The organism is Fimbriimonadaceae bacterium (assembly GCA_023957775.1).
GTDB lineage: Bacteria > Armatimonadota > Fimbriimonadia > Fimbriimonadales > Fimbriimonadaceae > JAMLGR01.
On the sequence record JAMLGR010000012.1, the window covers coordinates 52,714 to 77,465 of the forward strand.

20 protein-coding genes are annotated in these 24,752 nt (G+C 65.8%); 6 read left to right on the forward strand and 14 right to left on the reverse strand.

What is annotated here, in order from left to right; all coding sequences use genetic code 11:
- Nucleotides 1-13: 13 nt before the first annotated feature.
- Together M9921_10970 and M9921_10975 are read right to left on the reverse strand one after the other, a co-directional pair.
- Nucleotides 14-265 carry a zf-HC2 domain-containing protein gene (locus M9921_10970; GenBank protein MCO5297369.1) on the reverse strand — a complete coding sequence of 84 codons (252 nt, stop codon included), beginning with the start codon at nucleotides 263-265 and terminating at the stop codon, nucleotides 14-16.
- Nucleotides 262-849: a sigma-70 family RNA polymerase sigma factor gene (locus M9921_10975; protein ID MCO5297370.1), complete on the reverse strand. Its 588-nt coding sequence runs from the start codon at nucleotides 847-849 to the stop codon at nucleotides 262-264. The genes M9921_10970 and M9921_10975 overlap by 4 nt, the downstream gene beginning before the upstream one ends.
- 57 nt (nucleotides 850-906) lie before the next feature.
- Between M9921_10975 and M9921_10980 the strand changes: the two genes are divergently transcribed.
- The 3 genes from M9921_10980 to M9921_10990 are packed head-to-tail and all read left to right on the forward strand — an operon-like array spanning nucleotide 907 to nucleotide 5,216.
- Nucleotides 907-2,241, forward strand: a complete 1,335-nt coding sequence (locus M9921_10980) for an alpha-L-fucosidase (protein MCO5297371.1) — start codon at nucleotides 907-909, stop codon at nucleotides 2,239-2,241.
- A 41-nt stretch (nucleotides 2,242-2,282) separates the two neighbouring features.
- Complete coding sequence (locus M9921_10985) at nucleotides 2,283-4,448, forward strand: hypothetical protein (protein MCO5297372.1); 2,166 nt, start codon at nucleotides 2,283-2,285, stop codon at nucleotides 4,446-4,448.
- Nucleotides 4,449-4,457: 9 nt separating this feature from the next.
- Complete coding sequence (locus M9921_10990; protein ID MCO5297373.1) at nucleotides 4,458-5,216, forward strand: phytanoyl-CoA dioxygenase family protein; 759 nt, start codon at nucleotides 4,458-4,460, stop codon at nucleotides 5,214-5,216.
- A 213-nt stretch (nucleotides 5,217-5,429) separates the two neighbouring features.
- On the opposite strand, the gene M9921_10995 is transcribed toward M9921_10990, so the two are convergent.
- The 7 genes from M9921_10995 to M9921_11025 form a co-directional block, all read right to left on the reverse strand.
- A complete protein-coding gene (locus tag M9921_10995; protein MCO5297374.1) occupies nucleotides 5,430-8,153 on the reverse strand; it encodes a glycoside hydrolase family 95 protein in 2,724 nt (907 codons plus the stop codon).
- Nucleotides 8,153-8,908, reverse strand: coding sequence for a phytanoyl-CoA dioxygenase family protein (locus M9921_11000; GenBank protein MCO5297375.1), 756 nt, complete (start codon nucleotides 8,906-8,908; stop codon nucleotides 8,153-8,155). The genes M9921_10995 and M9921_11000 overlap by 1 nt, the downstream gene beginning before the upstream one ends.
- Before the next feature lie 28 nt (nucleotides 8,909-8,936).
- Nucleotides 8,937-10,418 (reverse strand): Re/Si-specific NAD(P)(+) transhydrogenase subunit beta, encoded by a 1,482-nt coding sequence (pntB, locus tag M9921_11005; protein ID MCO5297376.1) that lies wholly within the window; start codon nucleotides 10,416-10,418, stop codon nucleotides 8,937-8,939.
- A gap of 7 nt (nucleotides 10,419-10,425) precedes the next feature.
- Nucleotides 10,426-11,955, reverse strand: coding sequence for a Re/Si-specific NAD(P)(+) transhydrogenase subunit alpha (locus M9921_11010; protein MCO5297377.1), 1,530 nt, complete (start codon nucleotides 11,953-11,955; stop codon nucleotides 10,426-10,428).
- A gap of 265 nt (nucleotides 11,956-12,220) precedes the next feature.
- Nucleotides 12,221-13,144: a TIM barrel protein gene (locus tag M9921_11015; GenBank protein ID MCO5297378.1), complete on the reverse strand. Its 924-nt coding sequence runs from the start codon at nucleotides 13,142-13,144 to the stop codon at nucleotides 12,221-12,223.
- Nucleotides 13,145-13,148: 4 nt separating this feature from the next.
- Nucleotides 13,149-14,393: a Gfo/Idh/MocA family oxidoreductase gene (locus M9921_11020; protein ID MCO5297379.1), complete on the reverse strand. Its 1,245-nt coding sequence runs from the start codon at nucleotides 14,391-14,393 to the stop codon at nucleotides 13,149-13,151.
- Nucleotides 14,394-14,428: 35 nt separating this feature from the next.
- Nucleotides 14,429-15,178, reverse strand: coding sequence for a formylglycine-generating enzyme family protein (locus M9921_11025; protein MCO5297380.1), 750 nt, complete (start codon nucleotides 15,176-15,178; stop codon nucleotides 14,429-14,431).
- Between the two features lie 109 nt (nucleotides 15,179-15,287).
- Between M9921_11025 and M9921_11030 the strand changes: the two genes are divergently transcribed.
- Nucleotides 15,288-15,839: a hypothetical protein gene (locus M9921_11030; protein MCO5297381.1), complete on the forward strand. Its 552-nt coding sequence runs from the start codon at nucleotides 15,288-15,290 to the stop codon at nucleotides 15,837-15,839.
- On the opposite strand, the gene M9921_11035 is transcribed toward M9921_11030, so the two are convergent.
- Both M9921_11035 and M9921_11040 read right to left on the reverse strand, forming a co-directional pair.
- Nucleotides 15,829-16,299 (reverse strand): DinB family protein, encoded by a 471-nt coding sequence (locus M9921_11035; GenBank protein MCO5297382.1) that lies wholly within the window; start codon nucleotides 16,297-16,299, stop codon nucleotides 15,829-15,831. The genes M9921_11030 and M9921_11035 overlap by 11 nt on opposite strands.
- Nucleotides 16,300-16,372: 73 nt before the next feature.
- Nucleotides 16,373-19,423: a non-lysosomal glucosylceramidase gene (locus M9921_11040; GenBank protein ID MCO5297383.1), complete on the reverse strand. Its 3,051-nt coding sequence runs from the start codon at nucleotides 19,421-19,423 to the stop codon at nucleotides 16,373-16,375.
- 244 nt (nucleotides 19,424-19,667) lie between these two features.
- Between M9921_11040 and M9921_11045 the strand changes: the two genes are divergently transcribed.
- Nucleotides 19,668-20,390, forward strand: coding sequence for an RsiV family protein (locus M9921_11045; GenBank protein ID MCO5297384.1), 723 nt, complete (start codon nucleotides 19,668-19,670; stop codon nucleotides 20,388-20,390).
- Between the two features lie 97 nt (nucleotides 20,391-20,487).
- On the opposite strand, the gene M9921_11050 is transcribed toward M9921_11045, so the two are convergent.
- Genes M9921_11050 through M9921_11060 form a run of 3 tightly spaced genes read right to left on the reverse strand, consistent with a single transcriptional unit; the run spans nucleotide 20,488 to nucleotide 23,902 of the window.
- Nucleotides 20,488-21,453: an ABC transporter permease gene (locus tag M9921_11050; GenBank protein MCO5297385.1), complete on the reverse strand. Its 966-nt coding sequence runs from the start codon at nucleotides 21,451-21,453 to the stop codon at nucleotides 20,488-20,490.
- Nucleotides 21,450-22,910, reverse strand: a complete 1,461-nt coding sequence (locus tag M9921_11055; GenBank protein MCO5297386.1) for a sugar ABC transporter ATP-binding protein — start codon at nucleotides 22,908-22,910, stop codon at nucleotides 21,450-21,452. The genes M9921_11050 and M9921_11055 overlap by 4 nt, the downstream gene beginning before the upstream one ends.
- Nucleotides 22,907-23,902, reverse strand: a complete 996-nt coding sequence (locus tag M9921_11060) for a substrate-binding domain-containing protein (protein ID MCO5297387.1) — start codon at nucleotides 23,900-23,902, stop codon at nucleotides 22,907-22,909. The genes M9921_11055 and M9921_11060 overlap by 4 nt, the downstream gene beginning before the upstream one ends.
- 160 nt (nucleotides 23,903-24,062) lie before the next feature.
- Between M9921_11060 and M9921_11065 the strand changes: the two genes are divergently transcribed.
- Nucleotides 24,063-24,737, forward strand: coding sequence for a hypothetical protein (locus tag M9921_11065; protein MCO5297388.1), 675 nt, complete (start codon nucleotides 24,063-24,065; stop codon nucleotides 24,735-24,737).
- Nucleotides 24,738-24,752: the final 15 nt, after the last annotated feature.

The following is a 24,752-nucleotide window of genomic DNA, read 5'->3' on the forward strand; positions in this document are numbered from 1 at the left end:
ACCACAAACCATGCTAAGCTTCCCCCGCATCGTCCAGCGCTTGAAGCACGCGCGTCAGCAGGCCGTCCGGCAGATCGGAGGCGCGCGCCTTGGCCTTCAAATGGGCCAGTAGGGCCGCCTCGAACTGGAACTCCTTCGCGCACTCTTCGCACATCTCCAAATGGTGCTCGACACACGCCACCTCGTCCGCGGTCAGCTCTCGATCCAGGTAGTCGCCGAGGCGGCGGAAGGTCTCTTTGCAGTCGAAGGCGTCGGGTTGGCTCATGGCGTAGGTTCGGCGGAGGGGAGCGGAAGGAGCGACGAGGGAACTCCGAGCGTTTGCGCGAGGCGACGCTGGAGGAGGGCGCGGCCGCGGTGGATCCGGGAGCGCACCGTGCCGATCGGGCATTCGAGCACTTCGGCGATCTCCTGGTACGAGAGATCGTCGATCAGGGCCAAGGTCGTGGCCTCGGCGAACTCCGGCGGCAGGGAGTCGAGCGCGTCCAACACGTGCTGCGTGTCGATCTTGTCGAACAGACTCTGCGCCGGATCCGGGCCCGCCTCTTCGGCCTTCTGGTACTCGGCGAACAGCAACAGCTCGGGCGATTCGTCGAAGCTGGCCGCCTCGTTCTCCACCCGCTTTCTGCCCGAGAGCCGGATGTACGTGTTGGTGAGGATGCGCAAAAACCACGCTCGGAAGTTCGAGCCCTCCTCGAACGTGTGGAGCCCGCGGTAGGCCCGCAGCACCGACTCTTGGACCAGATCGGCCGCATCGTCCGCGTTGCGCGTCATGCGGAAGGCGACCCGGTACGCCGTGTCGAACACGGGGGCCAACAAGCTCTCGAACCGGATCGCGTCGGGAGTGGGCATGCGCTCGGTGAATCTACCCGGATCGCCCCCCGAGCCGGGAGGCCTCTATACTGAGGCATGGAGTGGAGTCGCCGCCAAGTTCTGCAGGCCGGCGTGTCGGCAGCGGTCGCTCGCCCCTGGAAAGTCCTCATGGCCCAGCAAACCAACGATCCCCTTCCCTCCGAACGCGTCGCGCGCTTCGAGAACATGGCGTTCGGCATGTTCCTCCACTTCGGCCTGTACTCGAAGCTTGGTCGTGGTGAGTGGGTGATGCATCAAGAGCGCATCCCTCGGGACGAGTACATGAAGCTCATGGCCACGTGGGACGTGCCCGCGTTCAGCGGCCGAGCGGTCGGCAGACTGTGCAACGAAGCCGGTGCCAAGTACGCGACGATGACCAGCCGCCACCACGACGGATTCAGCCTGTACGATACACACGGTCTGTGTCCCTGGGATGTGACGAAGACCCCTGCCGGACGCGACATCGTGCGCGACTTCGTGGACGGGTGCCGAGCCGAGGGGGTGGTGCCGATGCTCTACCACACGACGTTGGATTGGTCGGACCCCCGCTTCGAGAACGATTGGAAGGGCTACCAGCAGTACCTGCGCGACTCGGTGAAGATCATCTGCTCGCAGTACGGCCCGTTGGGCGGCATCTGGTTCGATGGCAACTGGAGCAAGCGGGACGCGGACTGGGAGCTCGACGCGCTTTACGCGATCGTCCGCAAGCATCAGCCCGAGGCCATGCTGATCAACAACACCGGCATCGAGGAGGGCGGACGCCTGGTGCACAGGGAGATCGATGCGGTGACCTTCGAGCGGGGCCGTCCGGAGCCGATCCACCGCAAGGGCATGGCGAAGTACGTTGCCGGGGAGATGTGCCATACGTGCAACTTCCACTGGGGAACGGGTGCGCGCGATGTGAACTTCCTTTCGCCGGGCGCGGCGATCGAGGAGCTTTGTCGGAGTCGGGGGGCAGGCGCCAACCTCCTGCTCAATCTCGGACCCCTGGGCGACGGCTCGCTGCCGGAGTACGAGTCCGCCCTATTCCGCGTGATGGGCAAATGGATCCGGATGCATGGGGGAGACCAGGGTCCCATCTACAACGGACGCGTCCGCCCGATCCGAGGCGACGGGGACGACTTCGGCCTCTTCGCGGATGGTGCGCTGTATCTCTTCGTGTTCGGCATCACCGCAACGGGCGACACGCGAGCCACGGGGGTCCAACCTCGCGGTCCCGGCGACCGCCCGTTTACGGGAATACCCTCCCAGTACACGAAGGCCACGTGGATGGACAGCGGCGAATCGCTGAAGCTGGAACACGGCCCCGACGGCAGAACCGTGCTGGGAGTGACCGGGTATCCATACGGAACCAACACGGTCGTCAGGGTCGCGAAGTTGACCGAGTCTTAAACCCGCCGCGGGCCGGACTCGGCCGCAGGTAGGCTCCGGACATGCTGGGAGGAATACTCGCGATGGGCCTTGTCGGACTGGCGAACGTCCCCGATTGGCTGGTCAACCCCAGCCCCTTTGTAGCAAAGATCCAGATCGACGACGATCGCGTTCGCCTGGAGAACGGACTGGTTTCGTGCGAGTGGGCGCGGCAGGAGAGCGTGGCCCGCATCTCGTTGCAGCGGTCCGATGTCGGATTCGAGTTCTTGCGCGCGGCCACGCCCGAAGCGCGGGTGGTGGTGGATGGGAGGGCCGTCGCGATCGGCGGCCTTGTGGGGCAGCGCGACCGGAACTACCTCGATCCCAAATGGCTCGCCGACATGCGCCCGGAGCCAGGGGCGATGACGTTGAGGCAGATCAACCGCGGTCCGGCTGTCGGTGCGGTGAGCGCCGACCAGCGACCGGCGTGGGCCGCCCGCTATGGGGCTCCCAGCACCCCGTGGCCGCCTCCGGGCAAGCAACTCCGCTTTCGTTTCGAAGACGGGGTCTCGCATCTCGAGGCCGAGGTGGTGTACGAGATTTACGACGGGCTGCCGGTGATCGCCAAGTGGGTCGAGTTCCACAACCGCGGCGGCAAGCGGGTCCAGATCGACTCGCTTCGAACCGACGAATTGGCGATCAACCGGTACGAGGCGCCGGGCCGCATGTTCGTTGAAGCCGAGTACGAGTTCAACAACATCGCCGCCGTGCGTTGGCGGGCCGACGACGCCTATACGACGCAGCCGGGCATCGGCCTTCAAGATCCCGTGTCGGGCGAGCACTTGCGCAGCATGCCCAACCGGTTGCTGGACGACCTGTGGCGGCATCCCGATGCGCAAGAGACCGGAGCGACGGGAGAGCAGCGACTCCTGCTGACTGTGGGCTATCCCCAGGGCCCCGCGGTGCGCCTCGAACCCGGCGAGACGTGGCGCTCCTTCCGCTCCTTCACCCTCTTGCACGATGGGGAAGATCGGGAGCGGCAGAGCTTGGCGCGGCGGCGGATGTACCGGAACCTCGCTCCGTGGACGCAGGAGAACCCGATCTTCATGCATCTGCGCAACAGCGATTCGGAGTCGATTCGCCGCGCCGTGGACCAGTGCGTCGCGACGGGTTTCGAGATGGTGATCCTCACGTTCTGGTCGGGATTCGACATGAACAACGAGGATCCCGCGTACATCGCGCGCATCAAGTCGGACTTCGACTACGCCCATAGCAAGGGGATCAAGATCGGCGGTTACGTGCTCTTCTGCTCGACGGCCAGTTACTCCAAGGAGTCGAACGCCGTGCAGGACGTCTATCCTCCCTCGTTGTGCCTGGGCTCGGAGTACTCCGACCGCTATTTCAAGCGACTGCTGGATTTCATCGATGCGACGGGGATGGACATCATTGAGACGGACGGGCCCTACCACGGCTATCCGTGCGCGTCGACGACGCACAAGTATCACCACGGCCTCGAGGATTCGGAGCGGGTGAACTGGGAGCGTCAACGGATGTTCTTCCACGAGTGCCGCAAGCGGGGGGTGTTCATCAACGCCCCGGACTGGTACTTCTTCAGCGGCTCCAACAAGACCGGCATGGGCTACCGCGAGGAGAACTGGTCGCTTCCGCGCGAACTGCAGGTGCTCATCGGGCGGCAGAACGTGTACGACGGCACGTGGAGCAAGCTCGCGAGCATGGGGTGGATGATGCTTCCGCTGGTCGAATACCACGGGGGCGGTGCGGCCGCGACGCTCGAGCCCCTGGACGAGCACCGCGCGGAATACGAGGCGCACCTGGCCCAGAATTTCGGAACGGGCGTGATGTCGTGCTACCGGGGACCGCGCCTCTTCGACACCGAGGCGACGCGCCAGGTCGTGGCGAAGTGGACCGCGTTCTACAAGGAGCACCGGGAGGTGCTGGGCGGCGACGTGATCCACGTTCGGCGGCCCGATGGGCGCGACGTGGACTGCATGATGCTGGTGAATCCCCGCGCCCGCGAACGCGCCCTGGCGATGGTGTACAACCCGCTCGACGAGGAGGTTGTGCGCGACCTGCGATTGCCGCTCTACTACGCGGGGTTGACCCGAACCGCGACCGTGTTGGGCGAACGCGGTCGTCGCGAGCGGGCCACGGTGGCGGCCGACGGGTCCGTGATGGTGCGCGTCACGATCCCGCCGAACGGACGCACCTGGCTCGTGTTCACCCCGTAGGAGGGCAGCATGCTGACCGCAGATCTGATCGAGTTCTTCCACGCCAACGGCTATTTGGCCATCGAGCGCCTGATGCCCGACGACGAGGTCGTCTGGATGCGCGAGATCTACGATCGGTTGTTCGCCGAGCGCGCCGGCTGGGAGACGGGAGACCAGTTCGACCTGGCGGGCACCGACGAGGAGGGGAAGGAAGCGGTCCTTCCCCAGATTCTCGGACCCGCCAAGTACGCGCCCGAGTTGCGGGACTCTCGCCTCTGGGCGAACGCCGCGGAGGTGGTACGGGACCTGCTCGGGCCCGAGGCGGCTTTTGGAGACGGACACATGATCTTCAAACCGCCGCGAACCGGCGCCGAGACGCCGTGGCATCAAGACGAGGCGTATTGGGATCCCTCGCTCGACTACACGTCGCTCTCGATCTGGGTGCCCCTTCAGGAGGCGACGGTCGCCAACGGATGCATGGGGTTTGTCCCCGGTTCGCACCGGCTGGAGGTCTTGCCGCACCAGAGCGTGGGCGGGGACGTGCGGGTCCACGCGCTGGAGGTTCTCGGCGCGGATGTTTCCCGAGCGGTGATGTGCCCCTTGCCCGCAGGCGGGGCGACCTTTCACCTCTCCCGAACGCTTCACTACGCAGGTCCGAATACGACGGACATCCCAAGGCGCGCCTACATTCTCAGCGGCGGCCTCGCGGCCACGCCCAGAAACGACGGCCGCCGATTCCCATGGAACGAGGCGAAGCAAACGGCCAGGGCGAAGCGCGCGGGGGAGTAGCCTCGCGCCCGTCATTCCGACCCCCCGGTCATCCCGAGCGGCCCCCGTCATTCCGAGCGGCCCCCGTCATCCCGAGCGAAGCGAGGGATCTGCTCGTGCAGGAGTCGTAGGATTGAAGCAACCGCCACGACCACGCTCGACTTGACAGCTGGATCCCTCGACTCCGCTCGGGATGACCGGGGGGCAGGGGTGACCGAGGGGCACGGGAGGCCCTTACCCCCTGATCGTTACCACCGCTCCCGGGCGAGTGTCGAACCCGAGCACACCGGACCCCGAGGCGAGGCGGCGACCTCCGGCGCTGACCTCCACGGACTGGGGTGCCATGATGCGGCAATTGCCGCCGACCTTCGACCGTATCTCAGCGGACTTCAACCGGCCCTCGTCCCACTCGATCGAAACCTCGAAGCCCCCTCTGGCCTTCAATCCGCGAACCGAACCCTTGGGCCAAGAGGTCGGCAGGGCTGGTAGCAGGCGAAGGAAGCCCTCGTGGCTCTGCAAGAGCATCTCGGCGATGCCCGCGGCGCCGCCGAAATTGCCGTCGATCTGGAACGGGGGATGGTTGTCGAACAAGTTCGGCAAGGTGGACTTGGCGAGCAGCAGGTTCAGGTGTTCCACGGCCGCGTTCCCATCTCCGAAGCGCGCCATGAAGTTCACGATCCACGCGCGCGACCACCCCGTGTGGCCGCCGCCTTTGGCCAGGCGTGCGTCGATCGACTTCCTGGCGGCCGCCACCATTCCGGGCGTCCCCTCGCGAGTGAACTGGAAGCTGGGGTGCAACCCGTACAGGTGGGACATGTGGCGGTGGCCCGGTTCCGCCTCCTCGAACGGCTCCGCCCACTCCATCAGCCTTCCGTCGGTCCCAATCTGCGGGAGGGCCAATTTGGCCTTTGCCGCGGCGACCTGTTCGACGAAACTGCCGCTCTGGCCCAGTTCGCCCGCTGCTTCCAGGAAGTTCGTAAAGACCTCCCACGCGATCTCCTGGTCCATCGAGGGGCCCATCGACAGGCTCAGCGTCTTGCCGTCGAGGCGGTAGGAGTTCTCGGGCGAAGTGCTGGGGCCGGAGACGAGCAAACCTGTCTTCGGGTCTTTCACCAGCCACCCGAGCAGGAACTCGGCGCACTCGCGCAGCACGGGGTATGCACGGTTGCGCAAGAACACCTTGTCGCCGGTGAACCGGTAGTGCTCCATGAAGTGCGCGCTGGACCAAGCGGCACCCATCGGCCACATGCCGTAGACCGGGGAGCCAATGGCCGCCGCCCAAAGCCACGCGTCGCTCACGTGCCCCAACGTGAACCCTCGCGACCCGAGCCGTTGGGCCATGACCCTTCCAGCGGGGCGCACGCGCTCGATGAAGTCGAAGAACGGCTCGGCGCACTCGGAGAGGTTCGCGACCTCAACCGGCCAGTAGTTCATCTGCAGGTTGATGTTCGTGTGGAAGTCCGAGTTCCAGGGAGCCTCCAGTTGCTCGTTCCACAGCCCTTGAAGGTTGGCCGGAAGGGTGCCCGGCCGGCTCGAACTGGCGAGGAGGTAGCGGCCGTACTGGAAGTAGAGCGCGAGCAGGGCGGGGTCCGAGCCCCCGTTCTTCACCGCTTCGAGACGCTCGTCCGTGGGGAGGTCGGGGGCCGCACCGAGGTCCAACAAGACTCTGTCCATCAACGCGCCGAGATCGCGAGTAGCAACCTTGCGGACCCGGTCCCATCCGGCTTGGGCTGCCTTGTCGAGGTCCGCCAGGCACGCCTTCGTGCGGTCCCGGGCGAGGGGTTTCGCGGGGTCCTTGGCGTTGTAGTCGGTCGCCGCCGCCACATAGATCGTGGCGCGGTTCGCGCCGAGGACCTCGATGGTTCCGTCTGTGGAGTGGACCGTTCCACCCTCTGCGAGGACGCGCGCCGCTCCCGTGAAACGGACGCCGGGGTGCGTTTCGCCGTGGGACGCCCGCCCTTCGAGGAGCAGGTCTCCATCTGCGCCAAGGGAAGCCGTGGCTCCGGACTCTCGGTCCAAGGCGACGGTGAAGCTCAACGCGCCGGGCTGTGATGCCGTCAGCCGGACCGCCACCACCTGGTCGGGGTGCGAAGCCAGCACCTCCCTCGTGTAGGTCACGCCGCCCACCTCGTAGCTGGTCGCTGCGACGCCGGTCGGGAGATCGAGTGAGCGATGGTACCGTCGGGTCGGCACGGCGGGCCGCAACTGGGCGGTCTGGGCGAACGAACCGACCCCACCGACATTGGTGACGCCGATCGCGAGCACATTCTCCCCTGATTTCAGCGCCCCGCGAAGGGCGAGGGTCGTGGGTAGATCCCACGACGTGGTTTCCCCCAGTCGAACCCCGTTGAGGACCACCACGGACCGGTCGTCGATCGGGGAGAGCGCCAAGGTTGCCAGTCCCGCTGCCTGTTCGTAAGAGAGTTCGAACGTCGTGCGGAACACCACAGAAGATCGTTCGGGTACCGAACGATCTTCCGACACCGCCCAATGGTCGTCGTCGAACCCGGGCTGGAGGCTCGCGTCATCCAAGCCGGCGGCGACTGGTCCCCGCTTCCAGGCCACGAGAGGCAGGGGGGCGACCTTGGCGACGTTGGGGTAGTGGAATGTGAGGCGAAGATCGCCCAGCGGCTGGTAGGAGCGCGGGGCGATGCGCGGGCCAAGGACCTTGTCTTGAATCAGGGCCTCGCCCGCGGCCGCTTTGCCGGCAAAGAACAGCGCCCGCGCTTCGGCGACGTACCGACCCGCGTCTGGGGGTTGGACGGGAACCGGAGGTCCTGCCCAGATCGTGTCTTCGTTGAGCTGGATGCGCTCCTCGGCGACTCCTCCGAAGACCATCGCGCCCAGCCGTCCGTTGCCCACCGGCAGGGCTTCGGTCCATGCGGCCGCCGGTTGCCTGTACCAGAGTTTGAGTTCGGCAGGGCTCTGAATGACGAGCAGGGCGAGCACTCCGAGCATCACTTCAAAGCCCCTGCGGTCGATCGCGAGGCGTGGTGGTTGAATCCGCGCAACGCGAGGCGTTCGTTGGGGTGCTGCACGCCGTCTTCGACGCGATCGTCGCCGGAGTGCATTTGGACGAGCACCGTCTTGCGCGTGTGCGGGGAGCGGTTGGGCTTCGAGCCATGAATAGTGAGGTAGTGGAAGAACGCCACGTCCCCGGGTTCCGCCTCGAGGGGGACGGCGCCCTCAAGAGTGTATTCGCGGATCGGAGAGAGACCCGAGGAGTCTTCCAAGCGGCCGAGTCGGTGAGAGCCCGGCACCACCCGGAGGCAGCCCATGGCATCGTCGGCCCGCGAAACGTGGATCACCGCCGCCAGCATCGTGTCGTGGAGGGTGGGGAAGTACGACCAGTCCTGGTGCATTGGGAACGGGGCACCCTCTTCGGGCGGCTTCTGGAACAGCTTGGTGTGGTGGAGCACGATGTCCGGCCCGAGAAGCTGTTCGGCAAGATCGAGAAAGGCGGGTTCGAGGAGCGCCTGAAGCCAAACCGCGGAGTACTGCTGCACGTTGTGCGTGTGGAGCACGACGGAGTTTCCACCGTCCAAGGCGTCCATCTGCCCTCCGCCCCAACGCGCATTGATCTCCTCGCCGGAAGCGAGCATCGCCCCGACGATGCGGTCAAAGTCGGACTCCATTTTGGAGAGTTGGCCAGGCCCAAACACCCCCCGAGCCAACGCATACCCATCGCGCTCAAACTGCCGCGCCAGATCCATGTGGGAAGTGTACTAGGCGCCCCACGCCTCACGCCTCACGCCCCAACGCCTTATACACCTCGTCCAAACTCGCCTTCGCGTCGCCGAACAGCATGCGCGTGTTCTCCTTGAAGAACAGCGGGTTCTGGACGCCGGCGTAGCCTGTGGCCATGCTGCGTTTGAGCACGATGGTGGTCTTGCCTTTCCAGCACTCGAGGACCGGCATCCCTCCAATGGGGCCGTCGGGATCGTCGAGGGCGGAGGGGTTCACGATGTCGTTGGCGCCGATCACGATCGACACGTCCACGTGGGGGAAGTCGTCGTTGATCTCGTCCATCTCGAACACGATGTCGTAGGGGACCTTGGCTTCGGCGAGGAGCACGTTCATGTGCCCGGGCATGCGACCCGCGACCGGGTGGATCGCGAAGCGCACGTTCACCTTCTTCGCGCGCAGCGCCTGCGAGATCTCCTGCACCACGTGCTGGGCCTGCGCGACGGCCATGCCGTATCCGGGGATGATCATGACCTCCTTCGAATCGAGCAGCAGTTCGGCCGTCTCCTCCGCGGAGATGGGAACGACCTCGCCCTGCTCCTCGCCCGAAGCGAGCACCGTGCCTTCGCTCGTGCCGAAGCCGCCTGCGATCACGTGCAGGAACTTGCGGTTCATGGCCTTGCACATGATGTAGCTCAGGATCGCGCCGCTCGAGCCGACCAGGGCGCCGGTGACGATCAGCAGGTCGTTGTTCAACATGAACCCGGTCGCGGACGCCGCCCATCCCGAGTAGCTGTTGAGCATCGAGACGACCACCGGCATGTCGGCGCCGCCGATCGCCATGACCATGTGGATGCCGAACAGGAGGGCGATCACCGTCATGATGATCAGCGGCTGGAGGCCGGCGCCTGCGGCGGATTGCACGACGAACTCGCGCCCGAACCAGATCGCGGCGACCAGCAGGATGAGGTTCAAGTAGTGCCGCGCCGGAAGGATCATCGGCTTGCCGCCGATCTTGCCCGACAGCTTGCCGAAGGCGATGACCGAGCCGGAAAGGGTCACGGCGCCGATCAGGATGCCGACGTAGGTTTCGATGTCGTGGATCGTGAGGTCGACGCCGATGAAGTGCGTGAGCCGCTCCGGGTCCATGAAGTTCGCGAATCCGACGGCGACGGCCGCCAAGCCCACCAGGCTGTGGAGGATCGCAACGAGTTCCGGCATCTGGGTCATCTGGACGCGCCGGGCGGCGATCAGGCCTATCGCGCCACCGACCACGAGGGCACCCAGAAGGGCCGCATAGTTGTGCGTGACGAATCCCAGAACCGTGGCGACCAGCGCGATCGACATGCCGATGATGCCGTACCAGTTGCCCCTGCGCGAGGTCTCCTGATTGGAGAGTCCCCCCAGAGCGAGAATGAACAGGATGGTCGCAAGGATGTAGGCGACCGTGATGACTCCCTGGGGGATCGCCTCGTTCGGCAAGTTCGTCTGGACGGTCGCAAGGAGGTTGGAGATGGTGGCGCTTCCTTCGTAGATCATGACGGTCTTACTTCCTGAACATCTCGAGCATGCGGCGGGTGACGGCAAAGCCGCCAAAGATGTTGATGCTCGCAATCAACACCGTCCCGGCTGCGATCCAGCCGATGAGCTGTTCGCTCGAACTGATCTGCAGCAGGGCTCCGATGATGATCACGGAGGAGATGGCGTTGGTCACGCTCATCAGCGGCGTGTGCAGGGCGGCCGTGACGTTCCAGATCACCATGTAGCCGACGAAACACGCCAGCACGAACACCGTGAAGTGCGCCATGAACGCGGGCGGGGCGACGGCTCCCAAGCCCAGCAGGGCCACACCCGCGATCGCCATGCCGACAAATCCGCCGAGAGGCGAGGGTTTGGGCTTCGCGACCGCCGGCGCGGGGGCGGGCGCGGGCTTCGCCGGGGCCATCGAGAGCGTCGGGGCCGGCGGCGGCCACGTGATCTCCTTGTCCTTGCAGACCGTCGCGCCACGGAAGACCTCGTCCTCCATGTTCACCACGATCTCGCCGTTCTTCTCGGGGGTCAGGTCGGTGAGGAGGTGGCGCAGGTTCGTCGCGTAGAGCTGGCTGGCCTGGGCGGCCAGGCGGCTCGGCATGTCGGTGTAGCCGATGAGCGTCACGCCGTTGTGGACGACGACCTTGCCGGGCTGGGTCAGTTCGCAGTTGCCGCCCTGTTCGGCGGCGAGGTCGACGATGACGCTGCCGTTCTTCATCGACTCGACCATGGCCTTGGAAATCAGTTTGGGGGCGGGTTTGCCGGGGATCAGCGCCGTGGTGATGATGATGTCGACTTCTTTCGCCTGATCGGCGAACAGCGCCATCTCCGCTTTGATGAACTCCTCGCTCATCACCTTGGCGTAGCCGCCCTCGCCGGCCCCGTCCTCGCCCTCGAAGTCGAGCATGAGGAACTCGGCATCCATGCTCTCGATCTGCTCTTTGACCTCGGGTCGGGTGTCGAACGAGCGCACGATCGCGCCCATGCTCTTGGCGGCACCGATGGCCGCCAGGCCGGCGACGCCCGCGCCGATGACCAGCACCTTCGCCGGCGGCACTTTGCCCGCGGCGGTGATCTGGCCGGTGAAGAAGCGCCCGAAGTGCTGCGCGGCCTCGACGACGGCGCGGTATCCGGCGATGTTCGCCATCGAGCTGAGGGCGTCCACCTTCTGGGCGCGCGAGATGCGCGGCACGCAGTCCATCGCCATGGCCGTGACGCCGCGGTCGGACAGCTCCTTGAGAAGTTCCGCGTTTTGAGCCGGCCAAAGGAAGCTGATGAGGGTCTGTCCCGCCTTCAGCTTGGCCGCCTCCTCCTCGTTCGGGCCCCGAACCTTGAGGATGATGTCGGACCCGGTCCACACCTCGCCCTCGGTGGCGATGGTGCAACCCGCGGCCTGGTAAGCCTCGTCGGAGAAGCTTGCCTCCGCGCCCGCTCCAGACTCTACGGACACCTCGAAGCCAAGCTTGATCAACTGGGCCGCGACGTCGGGCGTCGTCGCCACGCGCCGTTCGCCCGGGAAGGTCTCCCTCGGTACGCCAATCTTCATGATTTCACTCCGCTGGGGGTAAGGATGGATGCGGGCGGCCCACTTGGAGGGTGGGCCGAGTCGGGACCCGGCATCATTGGCCGGCCGCCAAGGTGTGGTTCCGTTGGCTCTCCGACGCTCAAATTCTCTCCCTCACTTCTCCCGTATCCGATGACAAGATACCGGATGCCCAGGCTCGGAGGTGTCCTTCCAATCCTTGACGGAGAAGCGACGACAGGTGCCACGCCCGCTCGACGGGCGTGCTACCACCGTTGAAACAAACAAGTTAGGAGGCGTCGGCTGCGCGGTAGGCGTCGATCACGGCCTGATCGCCCTCCTTTCCGCGTCTCGAATTGCCGTGCTCCATTCCCACCACGCCCTCGTAACCCTTGCCGTGGAGGTGTCGGAAGATGTTGTGGTAGTTCATCTCGCCCGTGCCCGGTTCGTTGCGGCCGGGGTTGTCCCCCAACTGGAAGTAGGCGATCTCGGACCACGCCGCGTCGATGTTGGGGATGATGTTTCCCTCCGTGATCTGCTGGTGGTACATGTCGAACAAGATCTTGCACGCGGGCGAGTTCACCGCGCGACAGACCATGAATGCCTGCGGGATCTTCGAAAGGAACATGCCCGGGTGGTCGCGGTACGGGTTCAACGCCTCCAGCACCATCACCAAACCCTCGGGCTCGAAGACCTCGGCCATCGCGCGCAGGCTGTCGATCACGTTCGCCGTCTGGAAGTCCCACGCCAGCCGCTTGTCGTACGGCCCCGGCACGACGGTCATCCACTTCACCTGCGTGCGTTTGGCGACCTCCACCGCGGCTTTGGCCTGGGCGACCAGCGCCGCGCGGTTCTCGGCGCCGCCCAACGCGTAGGTGGGATTGTTCCATTCGGCATGGGCTACGAAGACGCCCATCGTCATCCCCAGGTCGCGCATCGCCTTGGCGATCCGCTCCTGCTCGGGCACCGGGCGGCCCATCATGCCGTTGTCCTCCCACGCGGTGAATCCCTGGTCGGCCGCGAACTTGAGCTGGTCCACCGGATCCGGACCCGCCAGGTTCTGGAACATGCCGAAATGGGGGGCGTATTTGAGCTTGAACGGCGCGGGCATGGGTGTACTGCTCCTTGCGGCGCCGGCGCGCGCCGCCGCCAAGCCGGCACCCGCCGCGGCGGTCGATGCGATCAGAGCGCGGCGGGTGATCTTCTTGGCCATGGCGCTAGTGGAACTCGGTCCGGCCCGGAACCGCGACCGGAGGAACCGGCATCGGCCCGAACTCGAGGTGGTCGGGGTAGAGGTTTTCGGTGGAGTTGAGGATCTGCTCGCGGGTGACCTCTTTGCCGGTGTAGCATGCGGTGCGGCCGAGGATCGCGGTCATCGTGCTCTCCGCCACGCGCCGTCCCTCGTTGAGGGGCTTGCCGGCGCGGATGCTCGCGACGAGGTCCCGGTGCTCGAGCATGTACGGGTTGGGTCGCTCGCCGTCCCAGCGCCACGCGTTCTCACCCGTGATGCGTGTGTTGGCGTCCGAAACGCCCTTGGAACCCACGATCTGCTCCGACACGTTGCTGGCGGTGCCATCGATCTGGCGGCAGTAGCTGTGGCACTTCACCCCGTTCGCATACTGGAACTCGGTGGCGAAGTGGTCGAAGATGTGGCCGTAGCTCGGGTCGGTGCGAACCTGCCGGCCACCGAGGGAAACGGCTTTGACCGGGTACGCGTCCATTGCCCAGTTCACGACGTCGATGTTGTGGATGTGCTGCTCGCAGATGTGGTCGCCCGAGAGCCACGTGAAGTACAGCCAGTTGCGCATCTGCCACTCGAGGTCGCTCCATTCTGCCTTGCGCTGGTTCATCCAAAGACCGCCTTGGTTCCAGTAGCAGGATGCGGCCACGATGTCGCCGAGCTGGCCGTCGTGGATCCGCTTCATGGCCTCGTTGTAGGCGAGGTCGTGTCGGCGCTGGGTGCCGGCGACGATCGCGAGATTCTTGGTCTTGGCGAGATCGCTCGCTTCGAAGACCGTGCGGATGCCAGGTCCGTCGACGGCGACCGGCTTCTCCATGAACACGTTCTTTCCCGCGTCGATCGCCGCCTTCAGGTGCGCGGGGCGGAATCCGGGAGGGGTCGCGAGGATGACCAGATCCACATCCGTCGCCAGCACGCCCTTGTAGGCGTCGAGCCCGACGAAGGAGCGCGCAGGCGTGACCTGGTAGGCGTCTTTGAGAGAGTCCTTGAGCTGGTTTTGCGAGCCCTGAAGGCGGTCGGCAAACGCGTCGCCCATCGCCCAAAGCACGACGCCGGGGCTGGACGTGAAGTTGTCGATCGCGGCGCCGGTTCCTCGGCCGCCGCACCCGATCAAGCCCACCTTGAGGGTCGCGTTGGCCTGGGTGAAAGCGCCGAACGAGCGGGGCACGGTCAGGGCCGCTCCGGCAAGGGCGGACTTGGCAAGGAAATCTCTGCGGGTCATCTCTTCCTCCTGTACGGGGTCATTGTGCATCAAACTCAGCGCTCGCACACCAGCCGCATGCCGATGAACGGACCATCCGAAAGCCACCACTTGCTTTTCGGCTTCTGCGGATCGCGCTCCTGCCACTTGATCGAGTACTTCCAGCGGGCCCCGGGTGTGATCGTCGCCTCCTTGTCCCAGTAGGAGCCGCCGACCGTCACCGCCTCGCCGTCGAGCCCCTCGCACCACTCGCGCGCGTTGCCCCACATGTCGTAGAGACCGAACGCATTCGGCTTCTTCGTGGCGACGGGGTGGGTGGTGTCCTCGCCGTTTTCCCACGTCCACGCCTCGGCGGCGAAATCTCCAGGCTTGCCTGCGGCATAAATCCACTCGGCTTCCGTCGGCAGGCGATACTTGCGGCCGCTCTTCTGGCTGAGCCACTCGCAGAACCGGACCGCCGCCTGGTGCGCCATCCCCAGGGCCGGATAGCCCTGGTGGCCGAAGCCTCGGTCCGGGGCGCCGTACGGGCGGCTGGGCCGCGACTCAGCATCGACCCCCCGCTGCAGCTCCTCCTGGGTGAGGTCGAGGCGGAACGTCCAGACGTCGAACAGGTCCCACGTGACCTCGGTCTTTCCGATCCAGAGGTTCTTCACCTCGATTGTCTTATCGCCCACGGTGACGGACCCGTCGGGAACGCGCACCATCGTGAACTCGACGAGCGTCTTGTCGAGCTTCTGCACGAACGTTTCGGGGGTCTGGGCATGGGAGGCGACGGTGGCGAGAGCGGCGAGGGCAAGGGTAAGCATGGCTTGCCGGAATTATACGGTTGGTCGCGAGTCGTTTGTGGTTCGTTGTTCAGCAGTGCGGCTGGGACCGTGGGGAACGATGGCCTTGCGAGGGCGTCTAAAGGGTGTGATGATCCGCAAACTTCTTCGACTTTCCGTGGCCTTCGCAGCCCTGGCCGTGATGGTGCTTCCCGCCTCTGCGCAGCGCGATATCCGTGACATCTTCCGAAGCGGCAAACGCGAGGATGTGCGCAAGGAAACCGAGCGTCAGGAAGTGATGCTCACCGTCGAGGCGAACCGGATCCGTGCGAAGTTGCGCCAGATGGATCGCGAGAAGGACGAGACGGGGCGCAACCCGATCTACACCTGGGAGACGTATCGCGACGGCTCCGAGATCAAGTTCATCCGGGAGCGAGAGCAGCGTGGCAAGAACCTCGTCGCCACGCGCGAGTATTTCTTCAAGCGCGGCAAGCTCTTCGCGTTCTTCGAGGAGCGCGACGAGTCGGTCCCCGTCTTCGGCCGCCGCGACGCGCGCAAGGAGAAGCTCGAGCAGCGCTTCTTCCTCGACGAGGATGGCCGCCTCGTGGCCTCCCACCGAACCCTGAACGGTCGGGCGAGCACCATGTCGGGATCGGATGTGTCTTACTTCACAAGGCGAGGATTAGACTTTTTCAAGAAGTAGCACCCCTCGCGCCCCACTCCCACATTCCGTAAGCGACCTTGTCTGAAAGGGGCAAGCCCGCTTGGCGCAGACCGAGCTCCACCTGGGCGCGGTGGAAGGACTCGTGGGCGATGAGGTAGCCCACGAACCCGGCGCAGTGCGGTTTGAACCCCTTCACCCGGCCCTCGGGGGTTTCCGCCCGTTCGATCAGCGTCCCGATGCGGTCGGCGGATCGCCCAAGGGCTTCGCGAAGAGCCGCGCCATCCGCGGCCTTGGGATCCAGTTTCTCAACACCCTCCAGCAGCTCTTCGGCCGCGGCTTTCAGCCACATGAGCCTCACGTTGTGTACGTGCGCCAGATGACCCACAGCGGTCTTGCCCTTTGCCACCGGGGCGACCAGTTGTTCCGGTGAGAGGGCGTCGAGGAGGTAGAGGTTGATGCAGGCGTTGATGCGCCACGTTTCCACCAGGGCGTCGTTCATCACCCCCATTCTAATGGGGGAGTGCGCCCATTCATCCGACTCTCACCGCGGGATGCCTATGCCTCGGCGGAAATCACAGCGCGGATGAACTCCGCGCCGTCCCAGTGGGTTCCAGGTTCAGGCGGACGTGCAGGTCCGACGCCTCGCGCACGTTCAAGCGCTCGCCGAACGCCAGGCGCACGCTGGCACCTTTGGTCGACATCGAAACCCGACAGCCTTTGCCGCCCAGCGTGCACACGGCGTCCACGGCCCGGAAACCCTCGGGCCGTTCGAGCGTGAGCGCTTCGACGCCCACGGAACCGTGGCGGACCTGGAGCGTGGCCTCGAGACGCCTGCCACGAAGGGTCTGCGAGTACGTGCCCCAACCCTCGGCCGCAGTGAACGGGGCACGGAACTCATCGGGCGTCAGCTTGGGCGCAAACCCGATCTCGCCCTTGGGGCCGTGGTAGCGAAACCCGCACATTGTGAGGAAGACGCCATACGCCGCCATCGAACGCGCGTAGTGGTCGCCGCACTCGATCTCGTTGAAGGGATTGCGTTTCTCCGGGCCGTACCGATCGTGGATCGTGCGTACGATCGCAAGCCCCTCGTCGACCAGCCCTTCCGCGATCATATGCGCGGCGGCCTGGTACTCGAAGCCGTTCATGCACTCGTTGAAGTACCCCACCACCCAGTCGGCATGGCCCTTGCCCTTGGCCTCTTGCGCCCCGCCCCGGGGGAAGGAGGTCATCACCAGCCCGGCCTCGCCCGGCATCGCGTACCAGCGCCCGCCCTTGATCACCGCCTGCATCGCGTTCATGTACTGGCCCGCATCCGGCGCGAAGTTGTACTTCCACAGAGACTTGAGCGCCGTCCGCACCTGCTCGCGCGGGAGCACCGGTTCGAGCCCCACCTGGTGCAGCCAACTGTCGCCGAGCACCTGGTCCACGTGGCAACCGGGCCCGTAGCCGATGCTCTCAGGGTGGCTGGGATCGCGCTCCATGGCGAAGTACTCGCCGTTGAACAGCTGCTCGGTGACGCTCGCGCCGCCCTTGGCGACCACGGCCTCGAGCTCCTCCGCGTAGGCTGCTTCCCCCACATCGCGTGCCATCGCCGCGCCAGCCCGAAGGGCCGCGAGATAGACGCTCGAGATCCAGGAGATCTTGCCCGCCCAGGCGGCGTCCAGGGTGTTGTACTGCCAGCCTTCCAAAACGCCATCGCCATCGGCGTCCTCTCTTCGAAGGCGCTCGATCGAACCCTTCACCTTCGGCCACACTCGGCGAAGGAAGGCGCCGTCGGTGGCCATCGTGTGCTCTCGGTAGGCGCGCACGATCGTGCCGGCCTGGCCGTCGTGGGCGATCTGTTTGCCGCTCTCCGCGCGGTAGAAGATCGTGCCGTCGGGCTGCCATGCGAGCCCGAAGTCCACGCGCTCGCGCACGTCGCGCTCAAGTTCGGGGAAGAGCCGCGCTGCGGCCTGCGCGTAGTTCCACACGTGCTGGCACGTGCCCGGGCAGCAGTACACACCCTCCCACCCGTAGAAGCGCCCGTTGTCGAACCGATGCGCGGTGCCCGTTGCGAGGCAGTCCACGGAGACGAGCGTGCGTTCGAGAAACCAGTGCGGAAGGGTCGAGTCGAACCACGTGTCGACCCACTTCAGGGTCTCGCCGCGGAGCCGCGGCGCTTCGCGGGCGTAGGCGTGCACCGCCTCTCGCGCCGAGTCGCTGCGCAGCGAATAGTGCTTCTTGAGGTTCGGGAGGTCCTCGATGGCACCGAACTCGCCTTGCGGCGGCCCGTAGTTGGGAAAGTGCCACGCGAGCACGAACTCGAGCGTTTGGGACTCGCCGGGAGGAATGGCGAAAGGAGCCTCGATCACCCCCAGCAGCACGCCCGGATCGGACCTGGAGGCTCGAAGGAGCACCCGTTCGAACATCTCCTCGCGCTTCTCTTCCGAGGCGGTCGCGGGCACTGGCTCGATGACATTCGGAGGGCCGGTCCACGCCCTGGTCCCCGCGGGCCTGTCCAGGATCGCCAGCGCCATGGAGCCGTAGTCGGGCAACTTGTCCCACTCGACGTCATCCCTCCAAGGCGTGTCGGAGAACACGATCTGATCCACGCAGATGTGACCCCAGCCACCGGTCACGGCATCCACAATCCGCAGGACGGCGCGCTTGCCCGCAAACTCGCGCACGTCGAAGCTCGCGGGGCGCATCGGATTGGAGTTGCGACCCGAGGCGGTGCGCACGACCTTGCCGTCGATCAGCAGGTCAAGGCTGGTCTGGCCCTTGTGGCCGCCACCCCCGATCAGGAAGTTGACGTATCCGCGCTCGATCGTGAACTCGGGGCTCGTGAGGGTGCCCGTAGGCAGGTCGCTCGCGGCGGATTCCTCGCCGTGGCGCGATTCGTGGGTGTTGACCAGGTACTCGCCGTGCGCCTTGGTCTCGCTCTTGCGCTCCGGCATCTGGCTTCGGGGGAAGGGACCGTCGCCGAAGGCCGTGCCGGTCGAGATCCAGGGCGCGTAGGTCGCTCGCTCGAAGTCTTCGAACGCGATGTCGGGCCGTCCGGTGGAGCTGGCGGGGTGAAGCGGCGTCGCAACGCACTCGACCATCACCGTGTCGCCGTCGTAACGCACCCGGTTCACACGCTTGAACAGATCCTGGTGGCCTGAGAACCCGGCGATGCGATTGTCCAGACTTGCGAGAACCTTGCCGCGCATGGGCTTGTCGGTCGGGTTGTGCAGGGTGTACCGAAGCACGGAGAGAGGTTGGCTCGAATCGTCGGTTTGAAGAGGAATGAACGGAGAAAACGCCTCGAGTTCGATACGGAGAGGAACCTCCGGGTCCGAGTAGCGGACCACGCCCACCGGATAGCGGTTCTCGAATTCGATCGTTCGCATGGTGCCCAAATCGAAGCCGGGCATGTCGCCGCCCCGACCCTCCAACACGAACTCAAAGCGCTGCTCGAATGGGGAGCGCACCTCCATCGGCTCGGCGTAGTGCCCCCCTCGCGACGAGAACTGGTAGTCGGAGGACATCTGGGGTGAGAAGACGTCCCAGTGCCACAGTTTGCCGTCCCCGCCCAGGTACACCTGACCCGCGCAGAGCCCGCCTACCGGCATTCCAATCCACTTCAGGCCCTTGCCCCGCATGAGGGTGGGTTGCCCCCTCTCGCGGAGTCCTCTGAACCAAGCGGGCGAAAGTCCTTTGTCGGCCGGGATCAGCGACGCTTGTTGGAGCTTGGACGAGCGCAGCAAACCCTCAACACCCAGGGGGAGTCCCATCCCGATGGCCAGAGAACCGGCACGAGAGAGGAACGAGCGTCTGGTGATCACTTCTCAGGATTCGGCGATGGAAGGGGATCTCCTCCGGGGCCCGCTTTGGTAGTCTCAGAGCATGAACCTCGCCCTCGCCCTGCTCGTCGGTCTCGTGGCGGCCCCCCAAGGGCCCGGCTATGCAAACCCCACCACGGTGAAGGTGAAGATTCCCATGGTCGGGAAAGTCGCGGCCAACGTCGGCCTGGTCCAGTTCGCAACCAGCGCGCCGCTGTGCGACTTTGCCGAGCAGACCGTGCGTGACTCGGAGTTGCACCTCGCGCGACTCTGGGTCCGGGAATCGAAGGAAATGATGCGGGAGGTGCTCCAGGACCGTCCCAAGATGGAGCAGTACCTCAGCTACGAGGGCGATACGGCGCTCAAATACGATTCCAAGCAGCTGTTGAGCGTCTGGGCGCACGCGGAGTACTACTCGGGTGGCGCGCACGGCATGCGCAACACGCGAACGTACAACTTCGCGCTGGCCGCCGGCAAGCCCGTGCGGTTCGGCGTCAAGGAGGCGTTCCTTCGCGACAAGGCGTCTCGCGTGGCCCTGCAGTCGCTGCTGGTGCAGCGTGCCGGCATGCTCGAGGGCACGATGTGGATCGCCGAGGGGCAGGTGAAGTACCTCTCGGACGAGCAACTCGATCGATTCTGGGTGGACCAGGACGCGCTGGTGTGGGAGTTCGACCCCTACGAGCTTGGGCCGTACTCTTCCGGTCCCTACACGCTGTCGATTCCCCGGATGGACGTTCAGACGCACATTCGGCCGGACGGGCCGCTCGGTTTTTGGGCGAGGCAGTAGCTGCCGGACACGCCCGTCGAGCGGGCGTGGCACCCTGGGTTAGCGAGGGAGTAGCTGCCGGACACGCCCGTCGCCGCTGGACTCCTGAGCCGAGACGCTAACCCCTCCGCCGCATCTTGTCGAGGGCCACGGAGAGCACGATGATCGCGCCGGTCACGATCTCCTGAATCCAGTTCGCCCAGCCCATGTGCGAACCGCCAGCCCGAATCGTGGTCATGATCGCGGCGCCCAGAAGCGCTCCGGCGATGGTGCCCTGTCCCCCGGAGAGGCTCGCACCGCCGATCACCACCGCGGCGATCACCTCCAACTCCAGTCCTTGCGCCACGGTGGGATCGCCCACCGTGAGGCGCGAGAACTGCATCAGCCCCGCAAGTCCGGCGAACAGCCCGCCCACGACGTACACGCTCAGCTTCACCCGATCGACCGGGACGCCGCACAGTCGGGCGGCATTCTCGTTGGACCCGATCGCCACCAGATGGCGGCCGAAACGCGTTCGCCTCAGCACCAGCGCCATCAGGGCGGCGAAGACCAGCATCGTCCACACCCCGATCGGAACGAGCATCCACCGCTGCTCCTTGCCCAGGGTCGCGAGCACGTCCGCCAACCAGGTCATCGGGGCGTCGATCTTTTGCTCGTTCGCCAAGCCCTTGGCCAGTCCGCGGATCACCAAGAGGGTGCCGAGCGTCACCACGAACGGCCCCACGCGGAGGCGGGTGACCAGCAGGCCGTTGCACACTCCGCACGCCACCGCCGCCCCGATGCCGCCCAGAAGGGCGACCCACGGCCCCTGCCCGCGATCGAGGAGCCACGCGATCACAACCGTGGTGAAGGCGACCGTCGAACCCACGGAGAGGTCCAACCCGCCGCTCACGATCACGTAGGTCATCCCGATGGCCGCCATGGCCACGATCGTTCCTTGCCGGGCCAGGGTCTCGAGATTGGCGGCGGTGGGGAACGTCTCGGGCCGCAGGAGCGCGAACAGTCCGAACACGGCCATCCAGGCGACCACGAGGCCGACCAGGCCCAGTGCGGGGCTGCGCGAAATCCGCTGGAGGAGGCTCACGATCCCGTCGCCTCCTGGAGGATCGATTCCGACGTCCATTCGGAGACGGCCCGCGCCGCTCCCAAAGTCCCCCGGTGCATCACGGCGATCCGGTCGCAGACGCCGAACAGTTCGGGCAGATAGCTACTCGTAAGGAGCACGGCCTTGCCGGCCACGGCGGCTTCATCGATCATCTCGTAAATGCGGTGCTTGCTCGCCACGTCGATGCCGCGCGTCGGCTCGTCGAGGAGCATCAGGTCCACCCCGTGGCGGAACAGGCGCGTCAGGGCGACCTTCTGTTGGTTTCCGCCGGAAAGCTCGCGCACCGCCTGCCCCGCGTTTCGGCGCCGAACCCCCGCGCTCTCAAGCCACGCCTCGGTTTCCGACTCCAGCGCATGTGGGTTCACCAGGGGCGGCAGCTTGGTCAGACACACGTTCTCGGCGAGGCTCATTTGGAGGGCCAGCCCCTCCTCCTTGCGATCCTCGCTCAGAAAGCCTGCACCCTGGCGCCACCTCGCTTCCGGGCTGGCGCCGCCCGAGAACTCGCCGACCGAAACGCGACCGCTGCGCACGGGATCCAAGCCGAAGATCGAGCGCAACAGTTCGGTTCGTCCGCTTCCGTTGAGTCCCGCGACGCCGACCACTTCGCCGCGCCGAACCGAGAGCGTGGCGCCTTGCGGAGCGCGCGCGCCGCTCAAAGCCTCGACGTCGAGAAGCACGTCGCCCGGTGTATGGGGCGAGCGGGGGTAGGGGTCCGCAACCTCGCGTCCCGCCATCAGACGCACGAGGGACTCCGGGCTGGCGTCGGCGCCCGCCTCGCCGGCGACGGTACCGTCGCGAAGCACGGTGATGCGGTCGGCGACGCGGCGCACCTCTTCGAGGAAATGCGACACGTAGAGCACGGATCGCCCCTCGTCTCGCAAGCCCGCGATCACGCCGAACAGGCGCTCCGCATCGGCTTCGGAGAGACTGCTCGTGGGCTCGTCGAAGAGCAGCACCTCGCACCCCGTCGCCACGGCGCGCGCGATCTCGACGACCTGCCGCATCGCGATCGAGAGGGAAGAAAGAGGCGTGTCGGGGTCCAATTGGGGGTGGCCCAAGGAGGCGAGCGCGTCCGCGGCCCTCCGGGTCCGCTCCGCTCGCCGCACCCAGCCCCAGCGCGTGGCTTCGAGGCCGAGCCCGATGTTCTCCGCCACGGTGAGGTGAGGGCAAAGTGCCAACTCTTGGTGGATCATCGCCACACCCGCATCGCGCGCCTCCGCGGGAGAGGCGGGCCGGTGCGGACGCCCGTTTCTCTCCATGGTTCCCGCGTCGGGCGCGAACACGCCGGCGATCACGTTCATCAACGTGCTCTTTCCCGAGCCGTTCTCGCCGACCAGCGCGTGGACCTCGCCGGGTTTCAGCTCGAGGTCCACGCCATCGAGCGCGACCGTGGGGCCAAACCGTTTGGCCAACGCCCTGACGCGCAGCGCGCTCACTGCGGCGGGGCCAGGAGCTTGGCGATCTTGTCTTCCGTCATGTTCTCGGGGGTGACGAGCACGGCCCCGGTATCGATGCGCTTCTCGGGCTTCGCCCCGTTGAGGTACTCAAGCATCACCTTGACCCCGAGGTAGCCCATGCGGTGGGGATCCTGCAGAACGAGGGCGTTGAGCTGGCCCTCCTTCAGACCCTCGACGAGCTTGGCGCTGGAGTCGAATCCGATGAACTTCACTTTGCCCGCCCAACCGCTGTCCTGAAGCACGCGGAGCATGCCGAACGTGGACGATTCGTTGGGAGTGAAGATGCCGTCGATCGAGAGCGACCCGTCCGCGTTCTTGTACGCCGCGAGCAGGTTCTCGGCGGCTTGTTGGGCGGTCTCCGTCGTGGGGCCCGCGAACTGGTTGCTGCTGACGACTTCGATGCCGGGGGCGGCCTTGATGCCGTCGAGGAAGCCCTCCTCGCGATTGTTCGTGCTTGCGGAACCCTCTTGGTAGCGAAGCACCACGATGCGCCCCTTGCCCCCAAGCAACCGGGCCATCTCGGCACCGGCCATCTCGCCGCCCTTGCGGTTGTCCGTGGCCACGAAGCTCACGGTCTCCACGTCCTTGAGGTCCGAGTCGATGATCACGACCGGGATGTCCTGCTTCTGGGCGTTCATGACGGGAGTGCGCAGCGCCTGATCGTCCAACGGGGCTAGGACGATGCCCTGAACTCCCTGCGCCACGAAGTCTTCGACGACCTTGATCTGGCTCTCGCGGTCGTCCTCCTTGATGGGGCCCTTGAAGATCACGTTGACGCCCAACTCCTTGCCGGCCTCTTCGGCTCCGGCGCGGACGGCCTTCCAGAACTCGTGGGTGGAGCCCTTGGGAATGACGGCGATGGTGGTCGTCTTGGCCCCGTTTCCGGTGGTGGCGGCGGAATCGCTCTTCGAACCGCAGCCCGAAAGGGCAAGCGCGGCGAAGGCGGCGAAGACGAGAGAACAAGTGCGCATGGCGTGACCTCCTGGTCGGTAACTGATTCTGGTGCAGGTGGGAGGTTTCCTGCTAGCCCCCTCCCGTCATCCTGCCGTGCCCGGGCCGACCAAACCACAAACCACAAGCCAACACCCCGCGCCAGCAGGGAAACTCCAACATCCCGTCGAAACAAGCACCATGCTTCGCACGCTCTGCCTTTCGCTCGCCCTTGCCGCGCTTCTTGCCGGGTGCCAGCCGCCCGAGCAGAAGACTTCGACGGCCCAACCTGCCCAAACTCCTGCCGACCAATCCAAACCGATGCAAGCGACGACCGACGCGCCCGTGTTCTGGCAGGCGAGGCTTAACGCCGTCCTCCCCGAGTTCGGGCACCGCAACTGGATCGTCGTGGCGGACTCCGCCTTTCCCACCTACACCGACCCTGCGATCGAAACCGTGGTGACCAACGAAGACCATGTGACCGTCGTCGAGGCGGCCATGAAGGCCATCAACGCGTCGATCCACGTCCGCCCCGTGATCTACCTCGACAAGGAGCTCGAGGCCGTTCCGGACTCCAGCGCGCCTGGGGCCGACGCCTTCCGTGCAAAGTTCGACGAGTTGCGCGCCGGTGCGGACGTCACGCGAATCCTTCACGAGGAACTGCTCGCCAAGCTGGCGCAGGTGGGCAAAACGTACAAGATCCTCGTGCTCAAGACCAACGGGGTCGTTCCTTACACCACGGTCTTCATGGAGCTGAACGCCAAGTACTGGTCTGCGAGCCAGGAGGCGGCGCTGAGGGAAGCGCTGGGCCAGAAGCCCCCGACCGCCGTGCCCAAGCCCGGCGACGCCGCGAACAAGACCCCCGCAAAGCTCTAGCGCACGGGCATAATG

Bases quoted from the DNA above. Each gene is read 5' to 3' on its own strand.
- M9921_11060 (MCO5297387.1), bottom strand. From the start codon at position 23,902: ATGCGCACTTGTTCTCTCGTCTTCGCCGCCTTCGCCGCGCTTGCCCTT.
- M9921_11015 (MCO5297378.1), bottom strand. From the start codon at position 13,144: ATGGCCAAGAAGATCACCCGCCGCGCTCTGATCGCATCGACCGCCGCG.
- M9921_10985 (MCO5297372.1), top strand. From the start codon at position 2,283: ATGCTGGGAGGAATACTCGCGATGGGCCTTGTCGGACTGGCGAACGTC.
- M9921_10995 (MCO5297374.1), bottom strand. From the start codon at position 8,153: ATGCTCGGAGTGCTCGCCCTGCTCGTCATTCAGAGCCCTGCCGAACTC.
- M9921_11045 (MCO5297384.1), top strand. From the start codon at position 19,668: ATGAACCTCGCCCTCGCCCTGCTCGTCGGTCTCGTGGCGGCCCCCCAA.
- M9921_11025 (MCO5297380.1), bottom strand. From the start codon at position 15,178: ATGCTTACCCTTGCCCTCGCCGCTCTCGCCACCGTCGCCTCCCATGCC.
- M9921_10975 (MCO5297370.1), bottom strand. From the start codon at position 849: ATGCCCACTCCCGACGCGATCCGGTTCGAGAGCTTGTTGGCCCCCGTG.
- M9921_11010 (MCO5297377.1), bottom strand. From the start codon at position 11,955: ATGAAGATTGGCGTACCGAGGGAGACCTTCCCGGGCGAACGGCGCGTG.
- M9921_11035 (MCO5297382.1), bottom strand. From the start codon at position 16,299: ATGAACGACGCCCTGGTGGAAACGTGGCGCATCAACGCCTGCATCAAC.
- M9921_10970 (MCO5297369.1), bottom strand. From the start codon at position 265: ATGAGCCAACCCGACGCCTTCGACTGCAAAGAGACCTTCCGCCGCCTC.
- pntB (MCO5297376.1), bottom strand. From the start codon at position 10,418: ATGATCTACGAAGGAAGCGCCACCATCTCCAACCTCCTTGCGACCGTC.
- M9921_10980 (MCO5297371.1), top strand. From the start codon at position 907: ATGGAGTGGAGTCGCCGCCAAGTTCTGCAGGCCGGCGTGTCGGCAGCG.
- M9921_11020 (MCO5297379.1), bottom strand. From the start codon at position 14,393: ATGACCCGCAGAGATTTCCTTGCCAAGTCCGCCCTTGCCGGAGCGGCC.
- M9921_11040 (MCO5297383.1), bottom strand. From the start codon at position 19,423: ATGCGGGGCAAGGGCCTGAAGTGGATTGGAATGCCGGTAGGCGGGCTC.
- M9921_10990 (MCO5297373.1), top strand. From the start codon at position 4,458: ATGCTGACCGCAGATCTGATCGAGTTCTTCCACGCCAACGGCTATTTG.
- M9921_11030 (MCO5297381.1), top strand. From the start codon at position 15,288: ATGATCCGCAAACTTCTTCGACTTTCCGTGGCCTTCGCAGCCCTGGCC.
- M9921_11000 (MCO5297375.1), bottom strand. From the start codon at position 8,908: ATGGATCTGGCGCGGCAGTTTGAGCGCGATGGGTATGCGTTGGCTCGG.
- M9921_11065 (MCO5297388.1), top strand. From the start codon at position 24,063: ATGCTTCGCACGCTCTGCCTTTCGCTCGCCCTTGCCGCGCTTCTTGCC.